Below are 13,125 nucleotides of genomic sequence, written 5' to 3' on the forward strand. Positions count from 1 at the left end.
GGGGATCAACGCAGGACGAAACCGCGGCCGAGCGGGTCGGCCGGATCATGCTCGAAGAGGTGTCGTCCCGTACGGAAAGCCATTCCGTTCACCTGCGGGATCACGGCGTCCTGTCCATCCACCGTGACACACTCCTGCCACTGTGCGTAGAAGCGGGTGCCGACGATGGAGTCGTGCAGAAGAACCTGTCCGGGGTGGAGCGTACCGTCGGCTGCCAGTGCGGCCACTCGTGAACCGGTGCCGGACCCGCATGGCGAGCGATCCACCTCTCCGTCGGCGAAAACGGTGATGTTCCTCTGATGCACGGAGCCGGTGGACCGGTCAATGCCGAGGTCGTCGTACAGGATGGTCCCGTAGATGCCGCTGAGTCGATCATCGGCGGGGTGACGGGCCCACGGCGAGTCGGTGAGCGCCCACTTGATCTCGCGTCCGATGTCGATCAACGAGTGATAGTGCTCTGTGGTGACCGACAGTCCGACCGACGAGGCCGGCAGATGGGCGTAGAGGGCTCCCCCATACGCCACGTCGACCAGCACCCGCCCTCGCGAGGTCTCGACAGCCACTTCGCAGTGGAGCACGTAGCTGGGCACGTTGATGAAATCGACGGCGAGGGGTCGACCCTCGGGCGTTGTTGTGACCCGGGCGGTGACCCGCCCGGAGGGAACATCGATGACGACATCCGTCGTGCTGGATGGGTCGGGAGACACCGTTCCAGAGTCGAGGGCCCACACGCCCAGCGCGATCGCGCCGTGCCCACATGCGGTGGAGAAGCCGTCCTTGTGCCAGAACAGCACGCCGAGATCCGCTCCCTCATCATCTGGCGGGACGATGAATCCGCCATACATGTCAGCATGACCGCGAGGTTCGAAGCACAGGAGCTCGCGCAGCTCTCGCGCGGCGTTGTCTTCGACAGCGTTCGCCCGGCGTTCGGCCACTGTGCCGCCGGGAAGCGCCACCGGGGGCCGCTCGACGATGCGGAACGGCTCGCCCGCCGTGTGATAGTCCACCGCGCGCACGGCCTTCATCTCATCGCCCTGTTCTGCCGTCCACGCGTCGGGCACGGATTCCCAGCGGGTTGCCGTCCCGCACCTCTACCGGCTGAAGCCAGTCGGGCACGTCCTGATATGCGACAGGACGCAGCCACCGTTCGATGGCCGTGGCCCCGACCGACGTCGACCGCCCATCCGAGGTGGCGGGGAACGGCCCACCGTGCACTATGGCGTCACCGACGTCGACACCCGTGGGCCAGCCACCGACAAGGATCCTCCCGACGACTTCTTCCAGGCGTCCCACCAAGTCACTGGCCAGCGCGACATCCTCGCCTCCGTTCTCGGCGAAGTGCAGTGAGGCCGTGAGCTGACCCTCCAGCTCGTCGACAACCTGGCGCAGCTGATCCGGTCGGTCCCATCGGACGACCAGGCATACTGACCCGAAGATCTCCTCAGAGAGCTGCGGAGTACACAGATACGTGTCGGCGTCTGTTGCGTAGACTGCCGGAGCGGGCGCGTTCTCCGTAAGCCCGTCCTGACCGCGACCCACCGGCCGCACCCCCTCCACTTGAGCCAAGGCCTGCTCCCTCTCCACACGCGAGGCACAGATTCCGGGAGTCAGCATGGTGGTACCTGCGACACCGCCCAGTCGTTCTGCCACCTCCTGCAGGAAAGCGTCCCCAGCCTCGCCGGAAGGGACGAACAGCAGTCCCGGAGCGGTACACAGCTGACCGGATGAACCGGTGAGGGAAGTGACGAACCCCTGCGCCAAGCCTGCAGGGTCCTCGGTGAGTGCGGAGTTCAGCAGAATGATCGGGTTGACAGAACTCATCTCCGCAAAGACGGGGATCGGACACGGGCGAGCCGCGGCAGCAGCCATCAGTGCCGTACCTCCGCTGCGGGAACCGGTGAACCCCACCGCCCGGATTCCCGGATGCCTTATCAAAGCTTGGCCGATGTCAGCTCCTCGGCCATACACCAGGGAGAACACCCCAGCCGGCAAGTGATGAAGAGCCGCTGCCTCCGTGATCACCAGGCCTACCAGGTAGCTGGTCAGCGGGTGGGCGTTATGGGCCTTGAACACCACGGGCGCCCCGGCCGCCAGCGCTGAGGCCGTATCGCCTCCGGCGACGGAGAAGGCCAGCGGGAAGTTGGACGCCCCAAAGACCAGCACTGGCCCCACGGGGACCCGACGCTGACGGATGTCTGGTCGAGGCAGCGGCGTCCGTTGCGGCAGGGCATGTTCGATCCGCACTCCGTGATGCGTGCCCTCCGTGACGACCTCGGAGAAGAGTCTCAGCTGATTCGCGGTGCGGGCCAACTCCCCGGTCAACCGAGTCTGCGGCAGACCCGTCTCCGTCTTCGCCGCCGCAACGATCTGCTCCGCGTGGCCTTCCAGTCCTTCGGCGATCCCACGAAGGAATCCGGCACGGGCTGCGGGACTCACTCTCCTATATGGACCGAAGGCCTGCTGCGCGGCCTCCACTGCTAGCGAGCCCTGGTCTGGGGTCAGGGCAGTGAAGTGAGGGCCCGTGGGCCGGCCGAGGGCGGGATCCGTCGCGCGGATCTGCTCGGCCTCTCCAGGCAGCGGGGCGCCCGCGATGAGTGAGTGCAGGACGGTATCGGGGCCGTTCATAGTCCAAGACCTCCGGTTCTGAGTGGTATCGGTGAGCATCGTCCACATTGCTGCAATTGTACATATCACACGGCATTCGCGTAAGGCCCAGGAGGCCGCAGGCACGAGATGCAGGCGTGAGCCCCGACCCCTTGACAGGACGACCACCCGCATTGCCTAATCACTAACGTCACATGTGAAATTGTATATTGCGTAGGGATCCTCATGATGCGTGCTGTCGCCGCCCCAGACCTGCCAGCACACTGCACCCGACTCGAACCGCACGCCACAGCCTTCCCGAATGGATCACTCTGGACGCCGAGCCGCCGTTCAACGCCATGAGGAGCCATCCCGCAACGAATCCCCAGACCCGCGCAAAGGAGAGATGTTCAGTGGATCTCATCAACACCATCAACGATTGGATATGGAACCCGATGGCATACTTCGCACTGGCGGTCGGTGCCTTCTTCACCGTGATCACCGGCGCCGTACAGTTTCGCCGCATCGGCGACATGCTCCGCCAGATCACCGCCAAGAAGAACCAGGACGGTGGCATCTCATCCTTCCAAGCCCTGCTGTTGACGCTGTCTAGTCGCATCGGCGTAGGAAACATCGCTGGCGTGGCAACCGCCTTGATGGCAGGCGGACCGGGCGCATTGTTCTGGATGATCGTCACCGCACTGGTGGGAGCGAGCAGCTCATTCGCCGAGACCGTCCTCTCGCAGGTGTACAAGCGCCGCATCGACGGCGAGCTGCGCGGCGGCGCCCCGTTCTACGTGGAGTTCGGACTCAGGATGCGCTGGCTGGCCGTCGGACTCGCTGTCCTCTATCTGCTCGGATACGGACTCATGTTCCCCGGCGTACAGTCCAACAACATTGCCGCCAGCATGGAAGTCGCCTTCGATGTTCCGGTCTGGGCGACCGCGCTGCTGCTGACTGGACTCTTGGCCTTCACAATCATCGGCGGAACACGCCGAATCGTCCGGACCGCACAGGTCATGGTCCCAATCATGGCCGTCGGATACATCCTGATGGCAACCGTCATCATCGGCGCGAACCTGGGCCAGCTGGTTCCCACCATTCAGATGATACTGGGGGCGGCATTCGGCGCTGACCAGGTCTTCGCCGGCATGGCCGGGGCCGCCGTGGCGTGGGGCGTGCGCCGAGCCGTATTCTCCAACGTGGCTGGAGTCGGAGAGGGCACGTTCGGTTCCGCCGCTGCAGCCGTCTCTCACCCCGCTAAACAGGGACTCGTGCAGGCCTTCTCGGTGTTCATCGACACCGTGGTCGTCTGCACCGCCACCGGCGTCATGATCCTGATCACCGAGTCATTCAACGTCGAGCACCGCGGAGCAACCATCGTTGAGCACGCGCCGGGCATAGAAGCTGGCGTGGCCTACACCCAGCTTGCCGTCGATGAGCTACTTCCAGACCTGGGGCCCAGTTTCGTCGCCATCGCCCTCTTCTTCTTCGCCTTCACTGCGTTGATCGCTTTCTACTACATCGCGGACACCAATCTGGCATACATCCGGCGCCGCTCAGGCGGCGCCCCCGAATGGATGCTGAGGGCCGGTTTTCTGGCCATCACCTTTCTCGGATCCGTAGCCTCAGCTGAGGCGATGTGGGGGCTGGGCGACGTCGGCTACGGCCTGCTGGGGTGGATCAACATGCTGGTACTGCTCGCACTGAGCCCCATCGTCTTCAAAGTCACCCGCGACTACGACGCGCAGTGCCGGAGCGGCGTCGACCCCTGCTTCCACCCGAACCAGCTCGGCATTGCCGGTGCGCACCACTGGGACACCCCTGAGGAAGCCTTCGCCGTCAATGCGGAGGAGAGCCGGGGACTTGACCCCGCCTGAATCAACCACCCATAGTGCAATGTCACAGTTGACATTTCTCACGAACGATCGGAGGATGAAGTGAGACGGACACCGTCACACGTCACCTCAGACTCACCGAAGGAGCACCTCATGACCGAGCGCAAACCCTGGCACGGCGTCATCGTCGCCACGGCACTGCCGTTCAACGACGACCACTCCGTGGACTTCGACAGTTTCGCTGACCACGTGCGCTGGCTGGCCGAGAACGGATGCGACGGCGTCGCACCCAATGGTTCGCTCGGCGAGTACCAGACCCTCTCCGATGACGAGCGGGCCCGTGTGATCACCACTGCTCGCGAAGCTTCCCCCGAAGGGTTCACGGTGATGGCCGGAGTGGGGGCTTACGGCTCTCTACAGTCCCAGAAGTGGGCTGACCAGGCAGCGGAGGCCGGGGCGGACTGCGTGATGCTCCTTCCCCCCAACAGCTTCCGCGCCAACGATGAGGAAGTCGTCGAACACTACCGCCGAGTAGGCCGAGCAGGCCTGCCCATCGTGGGCTACAACAATCCCATCGACACCAAAGTTGACCTGACCCCGCAACTGATCGCCCGCATCCATGACGAGGGCAACATGGTCGGTGTCAAAGAGTTCACCGGGGACGTGCGCCGGGCCTATGAGATCAAGGAGCTCGCACCCGAGATGGACCTGATCATCGGCACCGACGACACCGTCCTGGAGATGGGCATCGCCGGTGCTGTCGGTTGGGTCTCGGGCTATCCCAACGCCATTCCACGGGCCAGCGTGGAGCTGTACCGGCTCTCCACCAGCGGAAACACCGAGGACCTCGCTCGAGCCAAGAAGATCTACACCGATCTGCATTCGTTGATGCGGTGGGACTCCAAGACGGAGTTCGTCCAGGCCATCAAGCTCTCCATGGACATCGCCGGGCGCAAGGGTGGGGTATGCCGTCCTCCACGGGGCCCCCTGTCCTCTGCTGCCGTGCAGGCGATCACCGCCGACACCGAAGCGGCGCTGGCCAAGGGGTACAACTGAGTCGTCACACGTTCCACCGGTCGTCAAGCTGACTACAATGTCACAGATCACCACAGTCCATTGGGCCCAGTTCGGCCCGGGAGAGGCGGGGCAGCGCAGGTGAGGACCTCACACGTCTATCATGCAGTGGACTCCCATACCGAGGGCATGCCTACGCGCGTGGTCACCGGCGGTGCTCCGCCGATCCCGGGCAGCACCATGGCGGAGAGGCGCATCTGGTTCCGCGACAACCGGGACAGCTTGAGGCGCCTGTTGATGCGAGAGCCTCGGGGGCACTCCGCCATGAGCGGCGCGATCCTTCAACCCCCGACGCGGGATGACGCCGATTGGGGAGTTCTCTTCATCGAAGTCTCAGGACTCCTGCCCATGTGCGGTCATGGAACGATCGGAGTCTGCACGGTGTTGGTCGAGACCGGCATGGTGGAAGTGACCGAACCTGTCACCACCGTCCGTCTGGACACTCCCGCCGGGCTGGTCGTCGCCGAGGTCGCAGTGGCAGACGGTCGAGCGGAGTCGGTGACCATCACCAACGTCCCTTCCTTCCTGCTCCGCCAGGACGACACCGTCTGCGTTCCCGGCCTCGGAGACGTCACCTACGATCTGGCCTTCGGGGGCAACTTCTACGCGATCGTCGAAGTGGACAAGCTGGGGATCGAGTTCGACCGGGCACACAAGGACCGTCTGCTGGCAGCAGGCCTGGACATCATGGCCGCCATCAACTCGGCCGACGAACCAGTCCATCCCACAAGGGACGACATCCGAGGTTGCCACCACGTCTACCTGCAGGCGCCTGGATCCACCGCGCGACACTCCCGCCATGCGATGGCCATCCACCCCGGGTGGTTCGACCGCTCCCCCTGCGGCACCGGCACCAGCGCGCGCATGGCGCAGCTGTACGCCAGGGGGGAGCTCGGACTGGGCTCCGACTTCATCAACGAATCCTTCATCGGATCACGGTTCATCGGTCGGCTGACTCAGACCACTCAGATCGGTGGGCGAGCGGCCGTCGTGCCGACTGTCACGGGGCGAGCGTGGATCACGGGCACGGCACAATACTTCCTGGACCCCACTGACCCGTATCCGGAAGGCTTTGAACTATGAGCGATCAGCAGATCCCCCTGTCCAGCATCCACCAGCTCCAGAGCCTCCGCAGCACCGTCACCGAAGCTCTGCGCACAGCGATCATCGTCGGCGATCTGGAAGAGGGCAAGCTCTACTCGGCCCCAGCCTTGGCCGAACCTCTGGGGGTCTCCGCCACTCCGGTGCGCGAGGCCATGATGGATCTGACCAACGAGGGGCTGGTGATTCCCGTCAAGAACAAGGGCTTCCGGATCACTGAGATGACGCCCTCGGATCTGCGGGAGATCACCACCGTGCGGCAGCTGCTCGAAGCTCCCGCCACCCGCGCGGTGGTCGGGCACATCCCCGATCACGAGTTTCCCGCCCTCTACCGCAAGGCCGAGCAGATCACCGCGGCCGCAGAGGAAGGAGACCTGCGCACCTATCTGGCGGAGGACCGAGCCTTCCACGCCGCGATCCTTCAGCACACCGGCAACGAACGACTCACACGACTGTGCACCCGCCTGCGCGGCCAGACGCGCCTCAAGGCCCTGCGCACGCTGGTGGACCAGGGCACGTTGACGGATTCCGCCCAAGAGCACGTAGAGCTCCTGGACTGCATGAAAGCCGGCGACGCCGAGGGCGCTTATCAGGTGACCCTGCGCCACATCGGCCACGCCTCCGCACTCTGGGCCGAAGGCGCCGAAACCGGGAACACCATCGAGATCACTCCCCTGCTGATCCCGACCGTCCGTTCGGCAGATGGCGAGCTTCCATGAATCATGCCCGGGACACCGGCAGCGATGTGCTCATCATCGGCGCCGGCGCGGTGGGTGCAGCTATCGCCTACTACTGCACCGTGGCCGGCCTTCGAGTGCGAGTGGTCGACCGGGGCCAGGTCGGCGGAGGCACGTCTTCTCGCTGCGAAGGCAACCTGCTGGTCTCCGACAAGGAGCACGGCCCGGAACTTGACCTTGCCAACTACTCACTGAACCTCTGGCGTGGGGAGCTGTCCGAGTTCGCTGCGCTCTGGGAATTTGAGAACAAGGGCGGCATCATCGTTGCCTCCCATGAGTCCTCCATGTCCTCTTTACAACGGGCCCTGCAGGCACAGCGCGAACACGGCATCTCCGTCGAGGAGATCGACACCGACCACCTCCGAGAGCTCGAACCGTATATCGCCCCACAGGCGGTGGGCGCCGCCTACTACCCCGACGACTGCCAGGTCATGCCCATGCTCCTGGTGGCCCATCTGCTGCGCATGGCGCGCGAGCGCGGAGCTGCCGTGCAAGCCGAGACCGAGGTCACCGGTTTCCTCCGCCGGGGCGAAACCATCACGGGAGTGCGCACCCCCGCCGGAGACTTGACCGCCGACGTCATCATCAATGCCGCCGGCCCCTGGGCCGCCCAGCTGGCGGCCGCAGCCGGCGTGCACGTGCCCATCCAGCCTCGCCGCGGCTACGTACTGGTCACTGAGCCGTTGCCGGCCAGGATCTTCCACAAGGTGTATGCCGCAGAATACATCGACAACGTCGGTTCATCCGACCAGGGTCTCCAGTCTTCGCCTGTCGTCGAGAGTACCCCCGCCGGAAGCATTCTGCTGGGCTCATCTCGAGAACGTGTCGGATTCGATCACACCCCCAGCCCTGACGCTCTGAGCCAGATCGCCACCAACGCCGCGGCATTGTTCCCCTTCCTCTCCGATGTCAGCATTCTGCGCCACTATTTCGGGTTCCGCCCCTACAGTCCCGACCACGTGCCGGTGATCGGCCCGGACCCCCGCGCCCCCGGACTCTGGCACGCCTGCGGTCACGAAGGCGCCGGAATCGGGCTCAGCGTCGGAACCGGCCGCCTCTTGGCCCAGGCAATCACAGGCGCTGCCCCAGACCTCGACCTGAAACCCTTCGCTCCGGACCGGTTCGGCCCATTGCCCACGAGGTGAACTCATGCCCCACAACGATCCCCACACAGTCAGCATCACAGTGGACGCCGCTCCCCTGACCGTACCGGCGGGCCACAGCGTGGCCGCGGCGCTCATACTGACGGCAGACCAGCTCACCTGGCGGACTACACGCGGGGGCGGTTCTCCGCGGGGGCTCTTCTGCGGCATCGGGTCCTGCTTCGACTGCCTGGTCACCGTGGACGAATCGCCCAACCAGCGGGCATGCCTGGTCCCAGTGACCGAGGGCATGAGCGTCACCACTCAGAACGGAGTCTCCCCGTGAACGAGCAGCAGATCGTTGTGATCGGTGCAGGGCCCGCCGGACTCGCGGCGGCCGTCGCCGCGGCCGAGCACGGCGGCCATGTGCTCTTGGTGGATGCGGGGCCGCGCACCGGAGGCCAGTACTGGCGCCATGCCGACCCGGAGAACGACGCGACCCCCGGCCGCTGGCACCATGGATGGTCCCGGTTCCAACGGCTTGTCTCTGCCGCACAGCGACAGATCCGGACCGGCCGACTGGAGCACCTGCCCGGCCACCAGGTACTGGCCCTGCAACCGGGAGAGCCGCTCACTCTGACCCTCCAGAAGGTCCCCGAGCTGCAGCCCGCCGGCGCATCGGCCAACCTGCGGCAGCTGCGAGCGCAGCAGGTTGTCCTGGCACCCGGGACATTTGACCGGCAGCTGCCCGTCCCCGGATGGACCTTACCCGGAGTGATGGCAGCCGGGGGCATCCAGGCGTTCATCAAGACTCACGGACAGGCTCCCGGGCAGCGAGCGGTGGTCGCCGGCACCGGACCGTTTCTTCTGGCCGCTGCGGCCAGCCTGCTGCACGCTGGTGCAGACGTCGCCGCCGTCGTGGAATCCTCCGACCTCACGGGGTGGTTGCCTGACCTGGGCACCCGCTCTGCAGGGGGCACCGCCGGCCTGCTGGTCCCTTCCAAGGCGGCCGAAGGCGCCGAATACCTCACTGTGCTGGCGCGGCATCGCGTTCCCTACCTGCGCCGCGCCGTAGTCACCGCCATCCACGGTGACACACGCGCTGAGGCGGTCACTGTGGCCCGCCTCCAGGATGGCAGGCCGCACTCCGGCAGTGAGCGCCATGTCGAGGGGATCGACATGGTCGGACTCAGCTGGGGATTCACACCCCAGGCAGAGCTGCTGGTCCAATCAGGCGCCGCCACTCGGATCGATGCCGACGGCTCCCTGGTGGGCATTGTGGACGCCGAGCAGCGCTCCAATGTTCCGGGATTGGCTCTTGCCGGTGAGATCACCGGAGTAGCCGGCGCCGTCGCAGCCGTTTTGGAAGGCCGCATCGCCGGCATCAGCGCTGTTCACCATCTTGAAGGCTGTTCCCGTCCCGCGTCGGGTGTGGCCCGTGCGGCACTGGTGCGGGACCGGGTCCAACTGGCCAACCATCGGAGGTTCGCCGCTGCGATGCACCGGGCCCACCGACTGCCGGCTGGATGGACAGACTGGCTGGAGGAAGAGACTCTGATCTGTCGATGCGAGGAGGTGCCGTTCGCGAAGGTCAGGGATGCGGCAGACCAGCTGCGGACCGACGAGCCGCGCGGGCTCAAGGGTGTGACCCGCGTGGGGATGGGATGGTGCCAGGGACGGATGTGTGGCGCCGCCGCGCAATGCTTGTCATCGTCCCGCACCGACACCGGAGGCCCAGAAGCAGACGAACATGGTCATCGCGCCGCTCGCAGCGCAGCTCACAGACCCAGCTCTGCGCCAATGCGTCTCCGAGACATCGCAGCATTGCCTCCAACTCCTGACGACTCTCAGGGACAGGAGCCTCGTCGTCTTCAGTGAGACGCGTGTGACGAAGCACGATCACTGCTCGGAGCGTCGATGGTGACGCGGCTCAGCCCCGGTGTCTGAGCCCGGGTGTTCTCCACTGCGAACGTCGCATGGCTGGGAAGGTAGAAGTTCTCCGCGAAATCCACGGGTCGACCGCGCCCGTCGAACGACTGCCTCCGGACTCTCAGCAGGGGGCTGCCTGCTTCCACTCGCAGCCATTCGCCCTGTTGCGCATCCGCCGCCACCGCGTCGATCACGTTCCTCGCTCGGACGGGACAGATGTCCTGCTCCCGGAGGATCCGATAGATGCTGTTCTCATCGAGATCTGCAGTGAGGAGATGACGACCCACATCGTAGGGATACGCCCCCCGTTCGACCATCACCGGCTCTCCGTCGAGACTTCTCACGCGCACGACCTCGATCACGAAGCTGCCTTCAGGAACTTCAAGCTTCTCTGCGATGACGGCGCCTGCTCCTCTGCGCGCGACTTCGATCGTCACCTGTGTGAGATCGCGACCAAGACTTTCTGCCCATTCCGTGAACGAGATGTAGGTGTCGAAGGGCTGTGAGGGGACGACCTTCTGCACTCGAGGCGGGGCGCCTCTCCCCCCGATCAGAAGACCTTCAGCGCGCAGACGGGCCAGCGCCTGCCGAACAGGACCCCGAGAAGTGCCGAACTCCTCCACGAGCGTCTGTTCGCTGGGGACCTGTTCCCCTTCCCTCCAATGGCCGGACCGGATCCTCTCGACCATGGCAGCGTAGACCTGCTGATGGAGCGGCTCGGCACTGGTCATGTCTTTCACATTACAACCTGTATAGACAGAGTCGCTCGCACCGGGGCGGACTCCCCGATGCGAGCGACTCGATTCCGTCAGTTGAACAGCTGCAGTACCTGGCTGTGGAGCTCCGGCGTGGCTGCGGCGATGCACGCCACTGGATCGGTCGTGGTGATCGGTCCGCCGTGCCCATCGGTGATGACACCTCCTGCGCCCTCGATGATGGGCACCAAGGCACAGACGTCATAAGTTCCGAATCCTCCGCTGTAGGCGCTGATGTCGATGGCCCCTGCGGCGAGTCTCCCGAATCCGTAGGACGCAGCCCCATAGACGCGCCATGCCACACGCTCATTGAGAGCGTCCACGGCATCACGGTGCTCATCGAGCACCTGGTCCGGTTGGCTCCAGGACAGCGTCGCGCCATCAAGCTGTTCCCTGCCGCTGGTCCTCACCTCTGTGCCGTTGAGCGTCGTCGGGCGGCCTTGGACGCCGAGCCAGCGATCCTGAGGGACGGAGGCGTCGATGACCCCGATCACCGGGGAACCTGCATGGCACAGGGCGATCAACGTGGTGAACACGGGAACACCGGCCACGAACGGCTTGGTGCCGTCGATGGGATCCATGACCCATACAAACTCCGCGCCCGGCTCGTGCGCCGGGAACTCCTCCCCGATGATCCCGTGATCCGGATATCGGTCGGCGATCATTCCACGAAGCGTCATCTCGACGCGCCGATCGAATTCGGTGACGGGACTCTGGTCAGCCTTGGTCTCGAATCGACTTCCTTCGTGCCGCTCCACCAGGCATCCTCTCGCTGCGTCGGCCAGCTCGGAGATGAAGGAGACGAACTCCTCCACCTGGGGATGCTCCGCCATAGGTCGGACAGTCTCATTCAGGTGCATGCAGCGGTGTCCTTGTCAGTCGTCGAGAGGGCTTCCCCTGAGGCGGATGCGGTGACGCGAGTGTCCCTCACAGGTTCTCCCACAGGTCCAGGAAATCGTCACGTCCGGCTTCGTCCTCCTCGCCATGGATGTCCACGATGGTGAGATCTTCAAGTCGTTCGAAGTCAACCAACTCACTGGGGTCGATGTCGTCGCGAACCGGCCTCCGGAAGGATTCGAGGAGGTTCTGCTCCTGGGTCTCACGAGCGAGAACGACGTCGATGAGCCTCTGCCCCGCCTCTGGATTGGGCCCGTCCTTGACGAGCATCATGGAGTCGTGCTCGACGAACGTGCCGTCCTCGGGGTACACCATCTCGACACCGGCTTGTCCACCTGCGACATAGGGGTAGATGTTGGATTCATAGCCGATCGAGACCGCGTACTCCCCCTGGGCGACGGCGGGATAGATGTTGCCCGAATTCTCCGTCACATCGAGGTTCTCGGCGAGATCGAGGAATGTGTCCTCCCCCAGCACTTTGTAGGCCCCATAGAGGGCCGTGAGGGCCGTGGTGGACTGGCCCGGGTCAGCGACGACGATCTGCCCCTCCCAGTCAGGGTCAGCGAGTTCCTCCCAGGTCCGCGGAGCTTCTCCTCCCGCGATCTGGTCGACGTTGATCATGAACGCGACCACGTGGGCATTCGTCGCCACCCAACGCTCATCCGGATCCACCAGCTCCTCCGGAATCGCTTCGGTCTCGGGAGACCGATACGGCTCGATGTGCTCGGCGTATCGCTCCAGCACGACTGCCGGGGCACTGTAGAAGACATCTGCCGCGCTGTTTGGAGCCTCCGCTTGGATCCGCTCGAGCAGCGGACCGGAACTTCCGGTCACGACGTCCACTGACAATGGATCGTCGAGCCCAGATGCTGCATCGACGACGACTCCGACAGTCGTCTCGTTGTTCGAGGTGTAGAGGACTGCGGTGGCTTCTCCTTCTCCACCGCCACAGCCGGTGATGGCAAGGGCAGCGACGGAGAGACCGCCGATGAGCGGGATGATGCGATGTGACTGCATGAGGTGAGGACCTTTCGTGACTGCAGGGCCGTGCGGGGCCTGCTTCGGGCAGGGATAGGGTGGACAGGGCAGATCATGGACAGGCCTTGGTCTCCCTTCGTCGCCCCAGGGC

At 64.9% G+C, this 13,125-nt stretch carries 12 protein-coding genes; 7 read left to right on the plus strand and 5 right to left on the minus strand.

Translation table 11 applies throughout. The features are described 5' to 3' along the window. Positions 1-5 precede the first annotated feature (5 nt). Complete coding sequence (locus tag ABD658_RS06555) at positions 6-1,025, minus strand: proline racemase family protein (RefSeq protein WP_344683972.1); 1,020 nt, start codon at positions 1,023-1,025, stop codon at positions 6-8. 1 nt (position 1,026) lies between these two features. Further along, the gene (locus ABD658_RS06560; RefSeq protein ID WP_344683970.1) at positions 1,027-2,625 is read right to left on the minus strand and encodes an aldehyde dehydrogenase (NADP(+)); all 1,599 of its coding nucleotides are present in this window, start codon (positions 2,623-2,625) and stop codon (positions 1,027-1,029) included. 371 nt (positions 2,626-2,996) lie between these two features. Here ABD658_RS06560 and ABD658_RS06565 point away from each other — a divergent pair, with 371 nt between their 5' ends. The 7 genes from ABD658_RS06565 (at position 2,997) to ABD658_RS06595 (ending at position 10,293) form a co-directional block, all read left to right on the plus strand. Further along, the gene (locus ABD658_RS06565) at positions 2,997-4,463 is read left to right on the plus strand and encodes an alanine/glycine:cation symporter family protein (protein ID WP_344683968.1); all 1,467 of its coding nucleotides are present in this window, start codon (positions 2,997-2,999) and stop codon (positions 4,461-4,463) included. 111 nt (positions 4,464-4,574) lie between these two features. After that, positions 4,575-5,477 (plus strand): dihydrodipicolinate synthase family protein, encoded by a 903-nt coding sequence (locus ABD658_RS06570; protein ID WP_344683966.1) that lies wholly within the window; start codon positions 4,575-4,577, stop codon positions 5,475-5,477. A 99-nt stretch (positions 5,478-5,576) separates the two neighbouring features. Further along, positions 5,577-6,578 carry a proline racemase family protein gene (locus tag ABD658_RS06575; protein ID WP_344683964.1) on the plus strand — a complete coding sequence of 334 codons (1,002 nt, stop codon included), beginning with the start codon at positions 5,577-5,579 and terminating at the stop codon, positions 6,576-6,578. After that, positions 6,575-7,315 (plus strand): GntR family transcriptional regulator, encoded by a 741-nt coding sequence (locus ABD658_RS06580; RefSeq protein WP_344683962.1) that lies wholly within the window; start codon positions 6,575-6,577, stop codon positions 7,313-7,315. The genes ABD658_RS06575 and ABD658_RS06580 overlap by 4 nt, the downstream gene beginning before the upstream one ends. Beyond that, the gene (locus ABD658_RS06585) at positions 7,312-8,478 is read left to right on the plus strand and encodes an NAD(P)/FAD-dependent oxidoreductase (protein WP_344683960.1); all 1,167 of its coding nucleotides are present in this window, start codon (positions 7,312-7,314) and stop codon (positions 8,476-8,478) included. Before ABD658_RS06580 ends, ABD658_RS06585 begins: the two co-directional genes overlap by 4 nt. 4 nt (positions 8,479-8,482) lie before the next feature. Next, on the plus strand, positions 8,483-8,761 hold the full coding sequence (locus tag ABD658_RS06590; RefSeq protein ID WP_344683958.1) for a (2Fe-2S)-binding protein: 279 nt from the start codon (positions 8,483-8,485) through the stop codon (positions 8,759-8,761). Then, the gene (locus ABD658_RS06595; protein WP_344683956.1) at positions 8,758-10,293 is read left to right on the plus strand and encodes an FAD-dependent oxidoreductase; all 1,536 of its coding nucleotides are present in this window, start codon (positions 8,758-8,760) and stop codon (positions 10,291-10,293) included. Before ABD658_RS06590 ends, ABD658_RS06595 begins: the two co-directional genes overlap by 4 nt. Here the strand turns inward: ABD658_RS06595 and ABD658_RS06600 are convergent. From ABD658_RS06600 to ABD658_RS06610, 3 genes are all read right to left on the minus strand, one after another. Further along, positions 10,287-11,075 (minus strand): GntR family transcriptional regulator, encoded by a 789-nt coding sequence (locus tag ABD658_RS06600; RefSeq protein ID WP_344683955.1) that lies wholly within the window; start codon positions 11,073-11,075, stop codon positions 10,287-10,289. The genes ABD658_RS06595 and ABD658_RS06600 overlap by 7 nt on opposite strands. Before the next feature lie 77 nt (positions 11,076-11,152). Beyond that, complete coding sequence (locus ABD658_RS06605; protein ID WP_344683954.1) at positions 11,153-11,932, minus strand: inositol monophosphatase family protein; 780 nt, start codon at positions 11,930-11,932, stop codon at positions 11,153-11,155. Positions 11,933-12,026: 94 nt separating this feature from the next. Beyond that, a complete protein-coding gene (locus ABD658_RS06610; RefSeq protein WP_344744127.1) occupies positions 12,027-13,013 on the minus strand; it encodes an extracellular solute-binding protein in 987 nt (328 codons plus the stop codon). Between the last annotated feature and the right edge of the window lie 112 nt (positions 13,014-13,125).

The sequence above is a fragment of the Nesterenkonia aethiopica genome (genome assembly GCF_039534665.1).
Taxonomy (GTDB): domain Bacteria; phylum Actinomycetota; class Actinomycetes; order Actinomycetales; family Micrococcaceae; genus Nesterenkonia; species Nesterenkonia aethiopica.